Below are 19411 nucleotides of genomic sequence, written 5' to 3' on the forward strand. Positions count from 1 at the left end.
GGCCCAATGAAGAAGTATCGCCGTCGCGTGCCTGGGAGGCTCTTGCGATGGCCGCCGTGCAGACACCGCCGGCGCAGTGACGGGGGAGGCGATGGGACAGGTCGAGAATTTCGCGCCGGGTAATGTAGCGCTCAGTCTGGCCAAGGTGAGCAAGGCCTATGGCCGCGTGCGCGCGCTCGAGAATCTCTCGTTCAACGTCGCGGAAGGCCGGTTCTTCGTGTTGTTCGGCCCGAGCTCGGTCGGCAAGACCACGACGCTTCGGACCATCGCCGGGCTGGTGACGCCGGACCGCGGCCGGGTGGAGATCTTCGGCAAGGACTGGACCAACGAGCCGATCGCCGGGCGCGGCGTCTCCATGGTGTTCCAATCCTTCGCGCTCTATCCGCATCTGACCGTCTACCAGAACTTCGCCTATCCCCTGGTCGAGGAGAAGGTGGCGAAGACCGAGATCGACCGCCGGGTCAAGGAGACCGCGGCGATGCTGCGGCTCGACAAGAAGATCGACCGCAAGCCGAACACGCTCTCCGGCGGCGAGCAGCAGCGCGTGGCCCTGGGCCGCTCGCTGATCCGGCATCCGAAGATCCTGCTCTTGGACGAGCCGCTGACCAATCTCGATGCCAAGCTCCGGCACGACATGCGCGCCGAGTTGAAGCGGCTGCACCGCCAGTTCGGCCTGACCATCGTCTACGCGACCCCCGACGAGCTCGAGGCCCTGTCGATGGGCGAGGAGATCGCGGTGATGCGGGACGGCGGCATCGTGCAGATCGGCACGCCGGATGAGCTCTACGAGCAGCCGCGCGATCTCTACGTCGCAGGCAAGATCGGCTCGCCGCACATGAACATGATCCAGGGCAAGCTGGCGAGCGACGGCTCGGCGCTGGAATCGGCGATCGGGCCGCTGCCCTTCGCGCGGCGCCTGCAGGGTGCTTCCGGCGGCGAGGCGGCGATCGTCGGCATCCGGCCGAACGACGTGCGCTTCGCCGGCGGCGGCGAGCGGGGCCTCGATGCCAGCATCGCCATGCTGGAGCCCCTGGGTGACGTCACCGTGGTCTCGGTGGAAGCGGGCGGCGAGACCTTGCGCATGGTGCTGCCGGAATCGGCGGCGTCGGGCCTCGAGCCCGGCCAGCCCGCATCGGTCGTTCTCGATCCAGCCAAGTTTCACATCTTCCGGGCTTCGAGCGGGCAGGTGATTGCCTGAGGGGATCACCTGACTGCAAGAAGCCAAGAAGGAAAATCGGCAACAAATAACGTGGGAGGAAAGCCGAAGATGAGTACCAGGACGAAAATCAAGGGCGCATTGATGGCGGCGGGCGTTGCCGCGTCATTGGGGGTGGCCGATGTTTCGACCGCCCGCGCCGAGGAAGTGACGCTGACGATGGCCGTTCCCGATTGGCCGCCGACGCGCATCATGAAGAAGTTCTTCGACGAGCAGTACAAGCCGAAGTCCGGCAACACCGTGAAGCTCGACGTCGACTTCATCCCCTGGCCCGACTTCTACACCCGGGTCAACGCCTCGCTGACCTCGGGCGAGAAGAAGTACAACTTCATCGTCTCGGATTCGCAGTGGCTGGGCGCCTTCGTCGAGGGCGGCTACTACCGCAAGATCAACGATCTTCTCGATGCCGATCCGGACTTCAAGAAGATCTTCTTCACGATCCACCCGAACCCGCTCAATGCCTACGCGACCTATCCCTACAAGTCGGAGAACTACTACGGCTTCCCGCAGTTCCCGGACGTGCTGGTGAACTACGGGCGCAAGGACATTCTCTGCGACGAGACCGAGCAGAAGAACTTCCAGGCCAAGTACAGCAAGAAGCTGCCCTGCACCGGCGAAGAAATCGACGCCATGACCTGGGACGACTTCAAGAACGTCGGCGAGTTCTTCCGCCGCAAGAAGGGCGAGATGCTGGCCGGCAAGCCGGCGGACGACGACTTCTACGGCATCGCCTTCCAGGCCGGCAAGGGCTACGACTTCTCCTCGATGCAGATCAACGGCCTGATCTGGCAGATGGGCGGGAACATCTGGGACGAGACCAAGGCGCCGTCGGGTCAGGCGGAAGGCGTGGTCAACTCGCCGGAAGCCGTGAAGGCGCTGGAAAAGTACCTCCAGCTGATCGAGTACATGCCGCCGGTGGCCAAGACCGGCACCATGGACATCTTCAAGTCGGACGAACTGTTCCGCGAAGGCAAGGTGGCCATGAACATCGACTGGATCGGCTTGGGTGAAGCCTCGCTCGATCCGAAGACCTCCAAGGTCGCCGACAAGCTGGTCTTCGGCCAGATGCCGGGCACCATGGTCGACGGCAAGAACGTCAAGTGGTCCAACATCGGCGGCCAGCCGTTCGTGCTGACCACCTGGACCACCGACATCCAGATCAAGGAAGCCGTCGAGTTCGTGAAGTGGTGGCTGTCTTCCGACATCCAGCACCAGTTCGCGGCCGGCGGCGGCCAGTCTGCCGTGAAGGCGGTGTACGAGGATCCCAAGTACGTGACCTATCGTCCTTGGAACCGGGCCTGGGCCCCGCAGCTGGATTGGCAGAAGGACGTGTGGCACGTGCCGCAGTTCTTCGAGCTCCTGACCCAGCAGCAGGACCAGTTCGACCTCGCCATCACCGGCAAGCAGGACGCCAAGACGACCTTGGACAACATCGCCAAGTTCCAACAGGACCTGCTCACCCAGGCGGGCCTGATCCAGTAACGACGTGACCAAGGCTTCCGCCCGGCTTTCGCCGGGCGGAAGTCCCGACTCCCGGCCCGGGGAGATCCGGCATCGACCGGATCTCCCCAGGTCGCCCTGCAACCACCGACTTTATTGACGTGTCGCTGAATGCTTATGGACGCTGTGCCTGCAACAAGACCGGACCGCGCTCGCCCCGCCTTGCTGGCGGTTGCCGCCGATAACTGGCGCCTCGCGATCCTGGTCGGCCTGGTCGTCTCGGTCGTCGCCGCGATCGCCTTGCCCGCATCGATCTCCTTCTGGGTCGTCGGCGCGATGGCGGCAATGGTGGCCGCGGCCTTCGTGGTGAATGCCTATCGCCGGCGCTATTACGGCGGCCTGCTGGTGGCGCCCGCGATCGCGGTGCTGTTCGTGATGAACATCTTCCCGCTGCTCTGGTCGCTGGGGCTCTCGTTCTTCGCCTACAATTCGAACCAGCAGTCGATCCGCTTCGTCGGCCTGGCCAACTACATCCGGGTCCTGACCAACGACATCGCGGCGCCTGACAACTGGCACGCATTGTTCAATACCGCGCTCTTCGTCGTCCTGACGGTTTCGGCGCAGATGCTCACTGGTTTCCTCCTGGCGATGCTGTTCGCCAAGCAGTTTCCGCTGCGGAAATACCTGCTGATCCTGGTGCTGACGCCGATGATGCTCTCGGTCGTCGCCTCCGGCGTGTTCTTCACCTATTACTACGACCCGACCTTCGGCATCCTGAGCTACGTCATCAACAGCATGTCCGACGGCCAGTTCATCCTGATGGACAGCAAGGCCGGCGCGGTCGGCGGCATCGTCTTTGCCGATGCCTGGATGTGGTCGCCCTTCGTCATGCTGCTGGTGCTCGCCGGCCTCGTCTCCGTGCCGAAATATCTCTACGAGGCGGCGGCGATCGACCGGGTCTCGGCCTGGCGGCGGTTCTGGAGCATCACCTTCCCCTATATCCGCAGCCTGCTGATGCTGGCGCTGCTGTTCCGCACCATCGAGGCCTTCAAGCTCGCCGACCTGGTGATCCTGCTGACCAAGGGCGGCAACGACACCATGACCATTTCCTATCACCTGATCCGCATCGCCAACGAGCAGAACAAGACATCCGAGGGTGCTGCGATCTCCTACATCATGCTGTTCATGGTCATCGTGCTGACCAACCTCTACCTCTACCTCGCCAACCGCCGGAACCGGGAGGGCTGATACTCATGGCAAGCGGCATCTCTCTCCTGGAACGGCTGGGCCTGAAGGGCGGCAACGGCGGCGTCTCCGATGCCGGCTGGGGCCGCACGGCGGTCGTGGCCGTCGTGAGCTTCATCTACTTCCTGCCGGTGCTGTTCATCATCTTCACCGCGATCAAGCCGCAGGACGTGGCGCTCTCGGTGCCGCCGACGCTCTCGCCGACCTCGCTGTTCGGCCTCATTCCCGAGCAGTTCGTCTTCACGCCGACGCTCGAGAACTTCGGCTCGGTGTTCGAGCGCGTCATGACCGTGGGCGGCGCGCCGGAAGCGACCGGCTTCGACCGCTTCTTCTTCAATTCGATCGTGATCGCCTCGGTCTCGGTGCTGCTGGCGCTGATCCTCGGAACGCTGGCGTCGTATGGCTTCTCGCGCTATCCGCTCAAGGGCAACGACACCTACCTCTTCATCATCCTGACGACGCGCATGCTGCCGGCGATCGTGGTGATCATCCCGATCATCCTGATGTTCCGCGCGGCCGGCCTCGCCGGTTCCTATACCGGCATCATCCTGCTCTACACGGCGTTCAACCTCGCCTTCACGATCTGGATGATGAAGAGCTTCTTCGACGAGCTCTCGACCGACGTCGAGGACGCGGCCAGGATCGACGGCTCGTCCGAGATCAAGGTGTTCTTCAAGATCTGCCTGCCGCAGGTGATCGCCGGCCTCGCCGCGACCTTCGTCTTCGGCCTGATCCTCACCTGGAACGAGTTCCTGTTCGCGCTGCTGCTGACCGGTCCCGACACCCGCACCGTGCCGGTCGCGATGAACCAGGCGGTGTCCTCGGGCGGCCGCGGCACCGACTGGACCCTGCTGGCGGCGATCGAAACCCTGTTCCTGATCCCGGTCTTCCTGGTCACGTTCTTCCTGCAGGAGCACCTGCTGCGCGGCGTCACCTTCGGCACGGTTAAGAAGTAGTCATGTCCACGATCGAAATCCGCAAGCTCACCAAGAAGTTCGGCGACTTCACCGCGGTTCGCGACGCCGACCTCAATGTCGCCGCCGGCGAGGTGGTCTGCCTGCTCGGCCCCTCGGGCTGCGGCAAGACCACGACGCTCCGGATGATCGCCGGCCTCGAACGCGTCACCGCCGGCGAGGTGGTGATCGCCGGCCAGCGCATGAACGATCTGGCGCCCGAGAAGCGCAATATCGCCATGGTGTTCCAGTTCTACGCGCTCTATCCGGCGCTCACCGTCGGCCAGAACATCGCGATGCCGCTGCATTACGAGAAGATCGGCAAGGCGGACATGGAGCGGCGGGTCAACAAGGTCGCCGACATCCTGCACCTGCGCGAAGTGCTGGACCGGCTGCCGGGCCAGATCTCCGAGGGCGAGAAGCAGCGCATCGCGGTGGCGCGCGCCATCGTCCGCGATCCCAACTGCTTCCTGTTCGACGAGCCGCTGTCGCGGCTCGACGTCGAGCTCCGGCATTCGATGCGCGGCCAGATCAAGGGCGTGCTCTCGAATCTTTCGAAGGCGACGGTGATCGTCACCCACGACCAGCTGGAAGCGCTGACCATGGCGGATCGTATCGCCATCATGCGCGACGGGCTGATCGAGCAGGTCGGCAGCCCCCACGACGTCTTCGCCAAGCCGGCCAACGTCTTCGTCGCCAGCTTCATCGGCACGCCGCAGATGAATCTCATTGAAGCGCAGTTCAAGGGCTACAACGCCGGCAAGGCCAAGGTGGTGTTCGACCAGCAGGACGTCGATCTCAGCGTCGATCCGGCGGTCGCCAACCTGGCGCCGGGCAAGGTCACGGTCGGCGTCCGGCCGCGCGCCTTCACCGCGGTCTCCCAGGACACCCAGGACACGATCGAGGCCCTGGCGGAGCTGATCGAGCCGATGGGCGCCGAGACGCTGATCCATGCCCGGACCAAGACCGGCGGCGATATCCGCGTGGTGGTGCCGCGCGAGAAGCGGGTGAAGACCGGCGAGGTGCTGCATCTGGTGCCCGACCGCGCCCAGACCCATGTCTTCGCCGAGGACGGAAGGGCGGTGCGCGCATGAGCAACGAGGTCCAGAACACCCGCGGCATGGGACCAACGACCGCGCTGCGGCTGGAATACGCCATCATCGGCCTGGGCGTGCTCGCCCTGCTGCTGATCTTCCAGCCGTTCAGCATCACGCTGTTCACGATCGGCTGCATGCTGGTGGTGCTGGCGGGCCTGATCAACAACCTGCTGCCGCTGGCCCAGCCGAGTGTCTCGCTCCGCTCGGTGGTGAAGGTCGCCATGGTCGTGGCGATGATCTTCTGCATCGCCTTGCTGGTCTCGATCTTCGCGGCCTCGCTCTACGGCGTGTTCTTCCTGGCCCCGCCGGATCCCAACACCACGGCCGGCAAGGTGCAGCTCGCCGCGAAGCCCTGGTACATGCACAGCTTCACCTGGTCGGTCGCGGTGGTCGCCTGCGTGCTCGCAGGCCTGATCACGGTCATGAACCGGCGGCGCGGTTGAAGTTCGTCGCCTCAAACTCGAAACCTCCTCGATGGGAGCATTTATCATGAGCAATTCCACCCAAGCCGGTCACGTCAATCGCATGCAGCAGTTGATGTCGACCTCGCCGGTCCCCTCGATCTCGACCGAGCTGCTGGTCACCGCCGACGGCGAGCTGAACCGCGAGCTCCAGGCCTTCCTGTTCGACCCGCCGTCGAACCCGAACCTACTGAAGGGCAAAAAGATCGCGATCTGCTGCACCAACGGCGTCGAGGAGGTGGAGATCATCGGCGCCCAGCGCTGGCTCTCCGAGCACGGCGCCACCGTCCACATCGTCAGCCCGCGGATCGGCGAATTCCACCCGACCCTGGGGCTCCGCTTTCCGCCGCAATGCGCCACCCATGTGCTCGCGATCCGGCTGATGGAGAATGCCGGCTGGCTGAAGATCGACAAGTACACCGACGAGGCCAAGGCCGGCGATTACGACGCCGTGCTGCTGCCGGGCGGCTGCTGGAATCCGGATGCGCTCCGCATGGACCCGCATTGCCGCAGCTTCGTCCAGGACATGCACAAGGCGGGCAAGCCCACCACCGCGATCTGCCACGGCCAGTGGGTGATGGTTTCGGCCGAGATCCTCAAAGGCAAGAAGGCGACCGCCGTCTGGAACATCCAGGTCGATCTCAAGAATGCCGGCGCCACCGTGCTCGACGAGCCCTGCGTGGTGGACGGCAACCTGATCACCGCCCGCTTCCCCTATGATCTGCCGCGGCTGGTGCAGGCCATGGTGAAGCAGCTCTTGGCCGGGAAGAACTAGCGCGGCCTGCGGGTGGCGGATTCTCTCTCGCCGCTCCTGAGGTCGGCAAGACCGTACACCATCGTGTGTGCCATGTCAATGACCGGGTTAACCAATTGATCCTGCGAACTTTTCCTATGGCGCGGGACGCAAGATTGTTTGGCGAGGCTTTGTAGAAGGGCAAGGCCATGAACTTTGCGGGGCGGCAGAGGCAGGCAAGCGATGAATCCCGGGAGCATCACCGGGACGCGGTCCTGCCCTGCAAGCCCGACAACCTGCCCGAGATCCTCGACCACCTGGCCGACGTCTATTTCTACGTGAAGGACGTCGACAGCCGCTGGCAGGAATGCAATTCCGCGACGCTCACCCTGTTCAACGCCTCGCGCAAGAGCGAGGTGCTCGGCAAGACCGACTGGGATTTCTACCCGGAGGAGATCGCGCGCGAGATCATCCAGGACGACCGCGCGGTGATCGAATCCGGCAAGCCGATCGTCAACAAGCTCGAGGTCATCGTCAACGAGACCGGGCGCCTGCTCTGGGTGCTGACCACCAAGACGCCGGCCCGCAATCGTGATGGAGAGATCTGCGGGGTGATGGGCCTGACCCGGCCGGTGGGGACGACCGACCTGCTGCCCGAGGGCTATCGCCAGTTCTCCAAGGTGATCGCCCATGTCGAGGAGCGCTACCGCAGCTCGCTCGAAGTCTCGGAGCTGGCCAGGATCGCCTGTCTCTCGGAAAGCCAGTTCCGCAAGCGCTTCGTCAAGCTGTTCAAGATCTCGCCGTCGAAGTTCATCAACCGGATCCGGGTGCAGACCGCGGCCAAGCTGCTGCTCTCCAGCAAGGAGCCGATCTCGGAGATCGCCCTGCAATGCGGCTTCTGCGACCAGAGCTACTTCACGCGGCAGTTCTCGCATTTCTTCGGCCTGACGCCGAAGCGCTATCGCGATCGGCTGGGGAAGCGCGGCACGGCGGCGTGAGCCGGGATTTGGGGGATCGATGCGCAAGGTCTATGTGATCGGGACCTGCGACACCAAGGGAGACGAGCTGCGCTTCGCCTGCGCTTGCATCGCGCGCGCCGGGGCGAAGCCGGTGCTGGTCGATGTCTCGACGGCCAGGCCCGACGCTGAGGCCGATGTCACGGCCGAGACGGTGGCTGCGTATCATCCGCAGGGCAGGGCGGCCGTCCTCGGCCTGACCGACCGCGGCAAGGCGGTCTCGGCCATGGGCGAGGCGCTGAAGCTCTATCTGCTCGCGCGCAAGGACCTCGGCGCCGTGCTCGGCCTCGGCGGCTCCGGCAACACGGCGATCGTCACCGCGGCGATGCGGGCGCTGCCGGTGGGCCTGCCGAAGGTCATGGTCTCGACGCTCGCCTCCGGCAACGTCGCCGGCTTCGTCGGCCCGACCGACATCATGATGATGCATGCGGTGACCGACATCGCCGGCCTGAACGCGATCAGCCGCGCGGTGATCGGCAACGCCGCCCATGCCGTCGCCGGGATGGTCAGGACCAAGGTGCCGAAGGCGTGGAAGGTGAAGCCGACCGTCGGCTACACCATGTTCGGGGTCACCACCGCCTGCGTGAACGAGATTCGCCGCCGGCTGGAGCCCGCCACCGAGAGCTTCGTCTTCCATGCGACCGGCACCGGCGGGCAGAGCTTCGAGAAGCTCGCCGAATCCGGCTTTTTCGACGGCGTGCTCGACATCACCACGACCGAGGTCGCGGACTACCTGGTCGGCGGCGTGCTGCCTTGCACCGCCGACCGCTTCGGCGCCTTCATCCGCCACGCGATCCCTTACGTCGGCTCGGTCGGCGCCTGCGACATGGTCAACTTCGGCCCGCGCGATACCGTCCCCGCCAAGTTCGCATCGCGCAAGTTCCACATCCACAACGCCCATGTCACCCTGATGCGCACGACGCCGGAAGAGAACGCTCGGATCGGCTCCTTCATCGTCGAGCGCGTCAATCGGTTCGCCGGCTCGGTATGTTTCCTGCTGCCGCTGAAGGGTGTTTCGGCGATCGACGCGGAAGGCCAACCATTCCATGATCCGAAAGCCGATGCGGCCTTGTTCGACGCCATCCGCAAGGGTTGGGCGAAGGCCAGGAACCGCAAGCTGATCGAGCTCGACCTCAACATCAACGATCCGGCCTTCGCCGCGGCGGCGGTGAAGGCCTTCAAAGACATCACCTGACGGAGACACTCATGGCGCGCGCCTATGCCTCGACCATTCTGAAAGCCCCGGTGGAAACCGTCTGGAGCCTGGTCCGCGACTTCAACGCGCTGCCCAAATGGGCGCCGGCCATTGCGCGCTCGAAGATCGAGGATGGACTCGATGCCGATGTCGTGGGCTGCGTCCGCTCCTTCTACACCAAGGACGGCGGCCATGTCCGCGAGCGGCTGCTGACGCTCGACGATGCCAACTACACCTTCACCTACAACTTCGAGAAACCGGCCTTTCCGGTGAAGAACTACATCGCGACGCTCCGGCTCTATCCAGTCACCCAGACCGACCAGACCTTCGCCGAATGGGAAGCGAACTTCGACGAAGCGCCGGGCGACGAAGGCAAATACGAGAAGATCGTCTCGCGCGAAGTCTTCGCCTCGAACTGGGCCAACCTCGCGAAGATCATCGCCGCCAAGAAGCCGAAGAAGCCGGAAGGCGCGGTGCGCTGGAAGGGCTATGCGCCGAACAAGGTCTGGACCTCGCGGGTGATGCGGGCGCCGGTGGAGAAGGTCTGGGCTGTCATCCGCGACTTCGCCGGCATGGGCGCATGGCACGAGGACATCACCAAGATGCACATGATCGGCGGCGTCCGCTCCGATAAGGTCTCGGGCGTGCGCGACTTCTACTTCGGCCCGGGCCATCTGCATGAGGAGCTGCTGCATCTCTGCGACCGCACGCGCTCCTTCTCCTACCGCATCACCAAGTCGCCCTTGCCCTGGATCAACTATGTCTCGGGGCCGCGGCTCTGGCCGGTCACCAGCAACAACACCACCTTCGGGGTCTGGACCGGCGACTGGGACGCCAGCCCGCAGGACGACCTGACCCTGATCCCCAACACCGAGCAGAACGTCTATCAGAAGGCCTTCGCCACGGTCGAAAAGAAGCTCCGCAGGAAATAGGAAGATCACATGGCCGACTGGACCAAACGCTTCGGGCTCGACGGCAAGGCGGCACTCGTGACCGGCGCCACCAAGGGCATCGGTCTCGAGACCTGCAAGGTGCTGGCCGATGCCGGCGCCGACATCGCTGCTGTCGGCCGCGATGCGGAAGGCCTGCGTGAGATCAAGGCGGCGGTGGAAGCCAAGGGCCGTCGCTGCGTCGCCATCGCCGCCGACATGGCGACGGTGGACGGCCCCGCCAAGGCCGCGCGCGAAGCGCTGGCGGCTTTCGGCACGGTCGACATCCTGGTCAACAATGCGGCGATCGCCTTGATCGCGCCGCTGCTCGACGCAACTGCGGCGGATTGGGACGCGACCATGGCGGTCAATCTCCGTGCGCCCTTCCTGCTGGCGCAGGCGCTGGTGCCGGCGATGATCAGACGAGGCGGCGGCAAGATCATCAACATCTCTTCGCAAGCCGGCGTGATCGGGCAGGACAGCCATGCCGCCTACGGCGCCTCGAAGGGCGGCCTCAACACCCTGACCAAGGTGATGTGCATCGAATGGGCGAAGCACAATATCCAGGTGAACTCGGTCTGCCCGACCGTGATCCTGACGCCGATGGGCGAGGAGCATTGGGGCCAGCCCGAGCGCGGCGATCCCATGAAGGCCAAGATCCCCGCCGGCCGTTTCGGCAAGCCGGTCGAGGTCGCCGACATGATCCTCTATCTCGCCTCATCGGCGTCGAACCTGGTGAACGGGCAGGATATGCTGATCGACGGCGGCTATACGGCGGCTTGAGCCGGCGGGGAGGTTCGACGTGACGGAAACGACGGCGGAAATCGCCGCGCAACTTGATCGCCTGGGCGCCGAGGTCGTGCATGTCGGGCTGTTCGACTATGCCACGATGTTCCGCGAGCGGCGGATTCGCCGCGACGACCTGCTGGCCGGCGCCGACACCGCCGTTTTCGCCAACGTATTGCCGAAATGGGACAGCGCGGAGGCGATCCTCGCCCCAGGACCCTATGGCAGCGAGACGGTCGCCTACGACCCGGCTTCGCTGCGGCCCTATCCGTTCGAGCCTCGAGCGGCGGCGCTGGTCGCGGACTATACCGGACCCCAGGCCGAGATCATGCCGCGCCGCCTGCTGGCGCGGCAGATCGAGCGGGCGGCGCGCGCCGGCTTCAACGTGCTCGCCGCCTTCGAGTTCGAGTTCATCGTGCTCAACGAGACCGCGGATTCACTCCGCACGAAAGGCTTCTCGGGCCTCACCCCTTTCGCCGCCGACAACCGGTGCTGGTCGGGCCAGACCGCGGCCGCCCATGCCGGCTTTGTCGCCGATCTCGAGGCGCTGCTGCGCGGCGCGGATATAGATCTCTTCGGCCTTGGTGTCGAGCTGGGGCCGGGCTGTTTCGAGGCGACCTTGCGGCACAAGTCTGCCATGCGCGCCGCCGATGATGCCGCCTTCTTCCGCATGTTCACCAAGGCTTTCTGCCGCCGGCGCGACCTGACGGCATCCTTCATGCCGCTGCTCGGCGCGGATTTCCCCGGCATCGGCGGGCATATCAATCTCTCGCTGCAGGATCGAAAATCGAACGGCAATGCCTTTGCCGACCCGCGCGACCCGCAGGGCTTGAGCGGGATCGCGCGCCGCTTCCTGGCCGGCATCATCGCGCTGGTTCCGGAAGTCTTCGCGCTCTGCGGGCATACGGTCAACGCCTACCGGCGGCTGGCACCCGGCAGCTGGGCGCCGAAGACGGTGAGCTGGGCGCCTTACAACTACGCCGCCGCAGTCCGCACCGCGGCCGAAACTCCGGCACAGACGCGGTTGGAACTGCGACTGCCGGGAAGCGACACGAATGTCTACCTGGCGCTGGCGATGATGCTGGGGGCTGGACTGGACGGGCTCGAGCGCGGCCTCGATCTTGCCGATCCGCCGATCGCGCGCGGCGGCCCGAACGAGATCCCGCCGCATGCGCCGCGCCTGCCCTCGGATCTGCTGGAGGCAACCAAGCGCCTCCGCGGCAGCGCCGCCGCAAGGAGAATCTTCGGCGATCCGTTCGTCGAGCATTTCGCGACGGTCTGCGAGGCGGAAGACGCCGCGCTGCGGCGCGCCGTCAGTGCGGCTGAAGTCAGGCGGTATCTGGAGGCGGGCTAGAGATGCCGGGCGGCGTCACTCAGGAAATGCGACGCACCCGTGATTGCGCTGCCGACGGCCGCGAGCGCCGTCTTGATCGGCATGACGCAACGCACTGTTTCCTCGGCGTTGCCGAAATCCTCGTTATCGATCTCGGCGGCCAGGACTTCCGCGGTGTCGTCTCTGAAGATGAACTCGTTGAGATCCATATTGCTCTCCGATTCACGCGGCACCGGCAGTGCCTGCGCCCTTCTGACATGGGACCCTCCATGCGGAGATCAAACGGTGCCACGCCGGCAGGATCGGCGAAATCACGCCTTTCTGTGTCCGGCATCACACGTCGTGCGGTGGGACTAAACCTGGAACTGAGGCACCGGGCGGGCTTCGCTGGAAAAAAGCCCTCCCTGTGGGGGCAGGGAGGGCGTCAGGGTTGCTGACCGAGGATAAGCGGGCCAGCAGTGCACCGGCACCTGCGGTATCGGAACCTGCCGGTGAACCTCATCCGCCGTATGCGCCACCCAGAGAAAGCCGATGGACCCTGTATCGAAGGCCGAGTTCAGCTTCCACTTGGCTAGCCACATCTGCGTTTGCCTGCAGTCGGCCGGCGGATCCGTTCAGCAGAATTCGCCACGTGCCGTTCATATCAGGCATGACCTCGATTTCCTCCACGCCGATGCCGTGGGGCACGAGCGCGGCTGCAACGTGCAGCTGAAGCTCTACGAGGCTGATTGCAATCAAACTGCGTTCTCCTGCCGCAGGGCCGCTTGCCGCGCAGCCTCCAATCCTTGCCTCGACCTTGATTGTGGGAAGCATCGTTGGCAACGAAAGTCTCGAACATAGAAAACTTATAATATTCTTATGGTGTGTCGAATCGCGGAAACCTCGCGAATAATGCCGCGTGCCGAGCAACGACCGATGGGTCATATTCGGTTTGCGCGCGAGGATTTCCTCGATTTTCCTAGGCCGGCATGACGACACTTCCGCCTGCATTGCAGAACGCCCACACCCGGCAGCTCAAGCCGAAGCAGGGGACTTTGAAATTCAGTCCCTATATGTGGTCGATCGTTGCCATTGCCGTCGCCACGCTTGCCGCCGTCTGGCTCAAGGATTTCACGCCGGCCCAAGGCCTGCTGTCGATGGTCTACCTCTCGGCGGTGCTCGTCTGCTCGGTCGTGCATGGCCGCACGGTCGGGATTTTCTCCGCCCTGCTGGCCTTCCTGAGCTTCAACTTCCTGTTCTTGAGACCGCGCTTCGGTTTGGCTTTCGAACCGGTGAGCAACACGCTGACGCTCGGCGTCTTCCTCGCGGTCGCCCTGCTCACCGGCACCCTGGCAGGGCGGGTGCGCGACCAGGCCCGGGAAACCGCCCAGCGCGCCGCGACGATGACTCTGCTCTTCAACGCGAGTCGTGCGCTCGGTGCGTCATCCAATCGCGACGAGCTCGCCCGGATTCTGGCCGCCGAGGTTGCCAACGCGGGCGGCTGCTCCGCGCACGTATTCCTCAGGAGCGAGGAGGGGATCGGCTGGGCAGCATCAGGCGCGCCGTCCGACCAGGGTGCTGGGCAGCGGACTTCCCTCGCCGGCCTCCGGGAGATCGCCGACCGAGCGTGGACACAGATCGGAGCCGACAAACCGAGCATCGGAGCAGGCCCGAATGAGCGCCTTGCCATCCAGCCCATTGGCACCCTGCGGCGCCCTATGGGACTCATCGTCTGCGAAGCCCTCGATGAAAGGGCTTCGGCCTTCGAGGAGCAGATCGTCTCCATCCTCTGCGAGCTTGGGGCCGTCGCCCTTGAAAGGGTCGAGCTCATGCGGGAGATGACGGATGCACGCGTCGTCCAGGAAAGCGACAAGTTGAAGACCGCGCTTCTCTCTTCTCTCAGCCATGATTTTCGCACACCACTCTCGGGAATCCTGGCGGCGGTCACCGCCCTGATCGAGCAAGGCGCGAAGTTCTCCCCGCAGAGCGCAGCCGAACTGCTTTCCGACATTCGATGGCAGGCCGAGCGCGCCAATCGCTACGTCGCGAACCTGCTCGACATGATCAAGCTCGAAGCCGGCGCCATCAAGGTGAAGCTGGAGTCGACGGATGTTCCGGAGATCGTCAGCGCTGCCGTGCGACGTTGCGGCGCGGCGCGCGCGGAGGCGGCGCTGGACCTCTGGGTGCGGAACCTGCCGGAGAAGGCGTGCCTGGTCGAAGCGGACCCGATCCTGCTGGAGCAGGCGATATTCAACATCCTGGACAACGCGCTGCAATACTCCCCTGCCCACGCCGGGATCGAAATCCAGCTGCGCGAAACCCTCCATATCGCCGAGATCGTCGTCTCCGATCGGGGGCCCGGGATTCCACGACATGACCTGGAGCGTGTGTTCGACAAGTTCCACCGCCTTTCGAGCAATGCCGCCAATGCCCAGGGTACAGGCCTTGGGCTCTCGATATCCCGCGGATTGATCGAGGCCATGGGGGGCACGGTGCGCGCCGTCAGTCCGGTCCACCAGGCATCGGGAACCGCAATCCACATCTGCCTCAAGCGGATCGACGAGGCGTGACCATGGCGAAGCAGGTCGTGCTGGTCGTCGATGATGAGCCGCAGATGGTAAAGACGCTGCGGATGTCGCTCTCCGTCGCGGGCTACAGCGTCCTAACCGCCGGCACGGCCGGAGACGTGTTCGGCGCGCTGCGGCGTGAGCCGATCGACGCGATCATCCTCGACCTCGGGCTTCCGGACCGGGACGGCAAGGAAGTGATCGCCGAAGTTCGGCAGTTCTCCGAGGTTCCCATTGTCGTGCTCTCGGCGCGACACATGGAAGGCGAGAAGATCCTGGCGCTCGACGCCGGCGCGAACGACTACATCAACAAGCCGTTCGGGATGGGAGAGCTGCTGGCAAGGCTACGGGTTGCGCTTCGTCTTCGACGAGACCGGGAAGTTCCGCTCACTTACCGGAGCGCCGGCCTCGCGGTCGATTTTTCCGCCCGGCGAGTGATCGCGCGAGGGCGCGAGGTCCATCTCACGCCGAAGGAATTCGACCTGCTGCGCATCCTCGCCGAGCACGCCGGTCAGATCGTGACTCGCAATGCACTCCTGGCGGCGCTTTGGGGTCTCGGAGAACGGGACATTCAAGGGCTCCGCGTGCTTGTCGGGCAGCTTCGCCAGAAGATCGAGGCTATGCCCGGTGCGCCGGAATTCATCCTGACCGAGCCCGGGATCGGCTACCGGCTTCGTCCGGAGACGGAAGAGACAGTCGAGATAGAAGATGGCGCCTGATTCGTGCCGGGTGTGCCGGTTGAAGGAGAAGTGAGTGCCCGATGACCCCGTTGCTGCCGATGTTGAGCGTTTCATCGCGCAGCACATCGAGTCCATCGCGCAGCTTGAGGCGCTCCTGCTGCTTCACGATCAGCCGGAGCAGTGGTGGACGCCGGCCCGCGTTGCGGAGCGCGTCTTCACCAACGAGAAGGAGATGCAGGCCATCTTGTCCCGTCTATGCGCGATTGATCTCATCGTCTGCAAACAAGACGTTTATCGATACGAGCGCCGGGCAGGCCGCGCCGAGACCGTCGACCGGTTGGCCGAGGCGTATCGAGGCCGGCTCGTCGCCGTCACCAACCTGGTCCACGCCAAGCAGCGAGGCCTCGAGGGATCTGCCGGCATCAAGGCGTCAGACGATACCGGGAGCGATGCGTCGTGAGATTGCGCAAAGGTGTGCTCGGTCTTAACGAGCGCTTGTGCGACTATCTGCAGGCCAAAGCCGCGGCATTCGCATTTCCGGGACGCGGTGCGAGCCTGCCGCCAGTTCTGCTGATTGCGTTGCCGAAGTCGGGCAGCACCTACATGCAGCGCGCCCTGGGCCGGACGTTGCGTGTGCAGGTACAGCATTTTTCCGCCGCCGGAATCTCCGGCTCCAGCTTTCGCCTCGCCGATCTTTGCCGCTTCGCCGAAGGGAACGTGATTTCGCGAGAGCACCTGCAGCCACGCGCGATCTCGCCAAAGCTGCTCGGCGAATATGGCATCAACAAAGCGGTGTTGCATGTCCGCGACCCGCGCGATGCGATCGTATCCTGGACCAGGCACATGGATCGTTCACTGGCAACCCGCGGTTTGCGCTTCGTAGAGCTGTCCTGCGAAATGGCGGTGCCGGCCGTGTATCGGGACTGGGATTTCGCCCGGCGCCTTGAGTGGCAAGTCGAAAACAAGCTGCCGGACTTCGTGCGCTGGATCGAGCGCTGGCTTGCGCTGGTTGCTGGCAACAGCGATGTCGAATTCCTGATCACGGATTATGCCGAGCTCGCGGATGATGCGCGCGGTCTGGTGATACGGATCCTCGATTTCTATGGAATCGAGCACAAGCCGGAGTGGATTTCGATGCCGTCGGTCGCCTATGGCAAGAACAACATTTTCAGCGACCTGGAAACTCGGGATTCCGCGGATTGGATGGCTGAAATGTCGCGCGATGTCCTGGCCGCGGCCCATGCGCAGATGCCGGCCGCTCTGGCCAGGCGATTTGGCTGGCCTCACCCCGAGCAGGCCAGCAACGATCGTTGATCAGGCTCCGGCGCGGTCGCTCCGGAGCCAACGGAACAGCTCGGCGCGGCGCGCCGTCGATAGCGCCGACCAGCTCCCCGGCTTTCGCGCATTGATATGCGGATCTGCGGATTGGCTCCGGGCGCCGACGGTCTCCGGCGGCATGGCTGAGGCGTCGAGCGTCGGCTGCAGGAACTGGGCGAAGCGGAACATCGTGTCAAGGCCGCCGAGATCGGCCGATTCGATCGGGCCGGTGACGCCGAGCCGCCGGCCGATGCTGTTCTTGACCACCGCGTCGATCGCCTCGGCCGAGGCCGCACCCGAGGCCCAGAGCGACCAGGCCTCGCGCAGGATCGCGAACTGGATGCGGTTGCCGATGAAGCCCGCGATCTCGCGGGCGATGACGACCGGCTCCTTGCCGGCATCGCGCAGCCGCGCGCAGGTCCAGTCGAGGACGGCCGGGTCGGTTTCCGGCGCGCCGCAGACCTCGACCAGCGGCAGGAGCTGCGGCGGATACCAGAAATGCGTGGCGATGACGCGGCCCTTCCGCTTCACGCGGGAATTGACCTCGCTGGCCGGGTGTCCGCTCGAGGAGGCCAGCACCGCATCCGGCCGGCAGATCCCATCCAAGCGCTCGAAGATCGCCAGCTTCAGCGCCATATCCTCCGGTACCGCCTCGATCACCATATCGGCCGGGGCGGCATCGTCCAGGTTGGTGGTCGGGCGGATCCGCGCCAGGGTCGCGTCGATGTCCTTGGCATCGAACAGCCGCTCGCGAGCGAATTCCTCGCGGCTCTGCCGGATGCGCTTGACCGCTTCCGCGAGGCTGGCGGTGCTTCGGCCGACCAGGATGACGTCCGTTCCGGCCGAAGCGAAGACTTCGGCGACGCCATGGCCGATGATCCCGTTGCCGATCACCGCCAGAGTCCGCAATTGCATCTCGAGCCTCCCCCGTGTTTTCGGCGCAGCCTATCACAGGCGGGAGGAGGGAAGAGGTCGCGCCCGCTCGGCCGCGCAAGGTCCGCCAACTTGAACCCGGGGACGGCTTCACCTATAAATTCCGAACCGGCGCGGGTGTAGCTCAATGGTAGAGCAGAAGCTTCCCAAGCTTACGACGGGGGTTCGATTCCCCTCACCCGCTCCAATCTCCCCCACTGTTTTGCAATACGCGACAGCGCCGAGCCATCGCCCGCGCGCGACGCTGGAATCACGTCCGGCGACGGTTCTTCAGCCGCAAACTGATCCACGCAAAGTTACCGGATAAATCTGCGTGAAGGCCGGCCCTTTCGTCCCTAAGTTTATGGTTTCGCTTATGAATTTTACTATTCCACACTTTTGACATCGCCTGGGCACCACCCTATAGTGCCCCGACTAGGCCATTGCTCCGTGGGGAACCGGTCGGCCGTAGAACTGTTGTCTTCGGAGCCGGTTATCGCCCAGGGGTCCAGATACATCACGGTCAAAGGTTCGAGTGTCGCGCGTGGGGGCATGCTGCCGACGCGCCGAGCCGGCGGAAAAAGAAGAGCGAGGAAAACATGAAAACGCTGAAACTTGTGGCAGCCATCGGGGCACTGAGCTTCCTGGCGGCTTGCAGCTCCCAAATCGAGGAAGCGCGGATGGCGCAGCCGTCGGGGGGCACGCCTTTCACCCAGGCATTGACCCGCGAGTATAAGGACCTCTCGGCCTTCGAAGCCGACGAGATGAAGGATTGGAACGACGCCAACTACTTCGCCAGCAAGGCGTTGGCGGCGGCCGGCGGCCAGACCGTCGCCCCGCAGGATCCGGGCGAGCGCGATCTGCCGTCGGACGTTCTGCCGCAAATCCAGTCGGTGCGTCAGCGCCTGCTGACCGCGCTGGACGGCGGCGCCCGCGAGAACAAGGCGGACATCGCCGCCCGCGCCCAGGCCCGCTTCGATTGCTGGCTCGAGCAGCAGGAAGAGAACTTCCAGAACGATCACATCTCCGCTTGCCGCGACGAGCTGCTGGCCGCTCTGGCCGAACTCGAGGCCAAGCCGGCCGAGCCTGCTCCGGCGCCGGCGCCGGCCCCGCAGGTCTATCTGGTGCTGTTCGACTTCGACAAGTCGAACATCAACCCGGCGGCCCAGGCGGTCATCAACCGCGTGGTCGCCGACTTCAGCGCCAATAAGTCGAAGGCGATCTCGATCACCGGTTACACCGATCGTTCGGGCACCGACGACTACAACCTGAAGCTCTCCGAGCGTCGTGCTGACTCGGCCCGTGCCGCGCTGATCGCAGCGGGCATCCCGGCCGATGCGATCACGACCGCCTGGAAGGGTGAGTCCGAGAACGCGGTTCCGACCGCGGACGGTGTGAAGGAGCAGGCTAACCGCCGCGACGAAATCATCGTCCAGTAAGCCTCAGGATCCGAAAAACTGGAACGGCGCCGGTCTCGACCGGCGCCGTTTTCCTTTGCCCGCTTTTCCCCTGAGCCGTTAGTATTTGCCTCATCTGGGCCGGCACTGCCTGC

Annotated in this window: 20 protein-coding genes and 1 tRNA gene; 18 read left to right on the forward strand and 3 right to left on the reverse strand. The window is 64.6% G+C overall.

Annotation, left to right across the window (positions count from 1 at the left end; all coding sequences use genetic code 11):
* The first annotated feature begins 91 nt into the window (after positions 1 to 91).
* The 12 genes from ACH2CY_RS00605 (at position 92) to ACH2CY_RS00660 (ending at position 12425) form a co-directional block, all read left to right on the forward strand.
* Positions 92 to 1198, forward strand: coding sequence for an ABC transporter ATP-binding protein (locus tag ACH2CY_RS00605; protein WP_395014761.1), 1107 nt, complete (start codon positions 92 to 94; stop codon positions 1196 to 1198).
* A 69-nt stretch (positions 1199 to 1267) separates the two neighbouring features.
* Complete coding sequence (locus ACH2CY_RS00610) at positions 1268 to 2698, forward strand: ABC transporter substrate-binding protein (RefSeq protein WP_395014763.1); 1431 nt, start codon at positions 1268 to 1270, stop codon at positions 2696 to 2698.
* A gap of 180 nt (positions 2699 to 2878) precedes the next feature.
* Positions 2879 to 3904: a carbohydrate ABC transporter permease gene (locus ACH2CY_RS00615; protein ID WP_395014765.1), complete on the forward strand. Its 1026-nt coding sequence runs from the start codon at positions 2879 to 2881 to the stop codon at positions 3902 to 3904.
* Positions 3905 to 3909: 5 nt separating this feature from the next.
* Complete coding sequence (locus ACH2CY_RS00620; RefSeq protein ID WP_395014767.1) at positions 3910 to 4857, forward strand: carbohydrate ABC transporter permease; 948 nt, start codon at positions 3910 to 3912, stop codon at positions 4855 to 4857.
* A gap of 2 nt (positions 4858 to 4859) precedes the next feature.
* A complete protein-coding gene (locus ACH2CY_RS00625) occupies positions 4860 to 5948 on the forward strand; it encodes an ABC transporter ATP-binding protein (protein ID WP_395014769.1) in 1089 nt (362 codons plus the stop codon).
* The gene (locus ACH2CY_RS00630) at positions 5945 to 6394 is read left to right on the forward strand and encodes a hypothetical protein (protein ID WP_395014770.1); all 450 of its coding nucleotides are present in this window, start codon (positions 5945 to 5947) and stop codon (positions 6392 to 6394) included. Before ACH2CY_RS00625 ends, ACH2CY_RS00630 begins: the two co-directional genes overlap by 4 nt.
* 46 nt (positions 6395 to 6440) lie before the next feature.
* Positions 6441 to 7187 carry a type 1 glutamine amidotransferase domain-containing protein gene (locus ACH2CY_RS00635; RefSeq protein ID WP_395014773.1) on the forward strand — a complete coding sequence of 249 codons (747 nt, stop codon included), beginning with the start codon at positions 6441 to 6443 and terminating at the stop codon, positions 7185 to 7187.
* 167 nt (positions 7188 to 7354) lie between these two features.
* Entirely contained in the window at positions 7355 to 8143 is a 789-nt protein-coding gene (locus ACH2CY_RS00640) for an AraC family transcriptional regulator (RefSeq protein ID WP_395014775.1), read from the forward strand.
* Positions 8144 to 8162: 19 nt separating this feature from the next.
* Complete coding sequence (locus tag ACH2CY_RS00645) at positions 8163 to 9356, forward strand: Tm-1-like ATP-binding domain-containing protein (RefSeq protein WP_395014777.1); 1194 nt, start codon at positions 8163 to 8165, stop codon at positions 9354 to 9356.
* Positions 9357 to 9367: 11 nt separating this feature from the next.
* Positions 9368 to 10288, forward strand: coding sequence for an SRPBCC family protein (locus tag ACH2CY_RS00650; protein WP_395014780.1), 921 nt, complete (start codon positions 9368 to 9370; stop codon positions 10286 to 10288).
* Between the two features lie 9 nt (positions 10289 to 10297).
* Complete coding sequence (locus tag ACH2CY_RS00655) at positions 10298 to 11068, forward strand: SDR family NAD(P)-dependent oxidoreductase (protein WP_395014783.1); 771 nt, start codon at positions 10298 to 10300, stop codon at positions 11066 to 11068.
* Between the two features lie 19 nt (positions 11069 to 11087).
* Positions 11088 to 12425 (forward strand): hypothetical protein, encoded by a 1338-nt coding sequence (locus tag ACH2CY_RS00660; protein WP_395014785.1) that lies wholly within the window; start codon positions 11088 to 11090, stop codon positions 12423 to 12425.
* On the opposite strand, the gene ACH2CY_RS00665 is transcribed toward ACH2CY_RS00660, so the two are convergent.
* Both ACH2CY_RS00665 and ACH2CY_RS00670 read right to left on the reverse strand, forming a co-directional pair.
* Positions 12422 to 12613: a hypothetical protein gene (locus ACH2CY_RS00665; protein ID WP_395014788.1), complete on the reverse strand. Its 192-nt coding sequence runs from the start codon at positions 12611 to 12613 to the stop codon at positions 12422 to 12424. The two genes, ACH2CY_RS00660 and ACH2CY_RS00665, sit on opposite strands and share 4 nt — an antisense overlap.
* Before the next feature lie 289 nt (positions 12614 to 12902).
* Entirely contained in the window at positions 12903 to 13142 is a 240-nt protein-coding gene (locus ACH2CY_RS00670; RefSeq protein WP_395014789.1) for a hypothetical protein, read from the reverse strand.
* Positions 13143 to 13372: 230 nt separating this feature from the next.
* On the opposite strand from ACH2CY_RS00670, the gene ACH2CY_RS00675 reads away from it, so the two are divergent.
* The 4 genes from ACH2CY_RS00675 to ACH2CY_RS00690 are packed head-to-tail and all read left to right on the forward strand — an operon-like array spanning position 13373 to position 16944.
* Positions 13373 to 14953 (forward strand): DUF4118 domain-containing protein, encoded by a 1581-nt coding sequence (locus ACH2CY_RS00675; protein WP_395014791.1) that lies wholly within the window; start codon positions 13373 to 13375, stop codon positions 14951 to 14953.
* A gap of 2 nt (positions 14954 to 14955) precedes the next feature.
* Entirely contained in the window at positions 14956 to 15669 is a 714-nt protein-coding gene (locus ACH2CY_RS00680; protein ID WP_395014794.1) for a response regulator transcription factor, read from the forward strand.
* Positions 15670 to 15703: 34 nt separating this feature from the next.
* A complete protein-coding gene (locus tag ACH2CY_RS00685) occupies positions 15704 to 16090 on the forward strand; it encodes a hypothetical protein (protein WP_395014796.1) in 387 nt (128 codons plus the stop codon).
* Positions 16087 to 16944 carry a sulfotransferase domain-containing protein gene (locus ACH2CY_RS00690; RefSeq protein WP_395014799.1) on the forward strand — a complete coding sequence of 286 codons (858 nt, stop codon included), beginning with the start codon at positions 16087 to 16089 and terminating at the stop codon, positions 16942 to 16944. Before ACH2CY_RS00685 ends, ACH2CY_RS00690 begins: the two co-directional genes overlap by 4 nt.
* On the opposite strand, the gene ACH2CY_RS00695 is transcribed toward ACH2CY_RS00690, so the two are convergent.
* Positions 16945 to 17862, reverse strand: coding sequence for a 3-hydroxyacyl-CoA dehydrogenase family protein (locus ACH2CY_RS00695; protein ID WP_395014802.1), 918 nt, complete (start codon positions 17860 to 17862; stop codon positions 16945 to 16947).
* Positions 17863 to 17993: 131 nt separating this feature from the next.
* On the opposite strand from ACH2CY_RS00695, the gene ACH2CY_RS00700 reads away from it, so the two are divergent.
* Positions 17994 to 18067, forward strand: a tRNA-Gly gene (locus ACH2CY_RS00700).
* A gap of 391 nt (positions 18068 to 18458) precedes the next feature.
* Positions 18459 to 19298, forward strand: a complete 840-nt coding sequence (locus ACH2CY_RS00705; RefSeq protein WP_395014805.1) for an OmpA family protein — start codon at positions 18459 to 18461, stop codon at positions 19296 to 19298.
* The last annotated feature ends 113 nt before the right edge of the window (positions 19299 to 19411 follow it).

This window comes from Dongia sp. (assembly GCF_041905885.1).
In the GTDB taxonomy this organism is placed as follows: Bacteria; Pseudomonadota; Alphaproteobacteria; order Dongiales; family Dongiaceae; genus Dongia.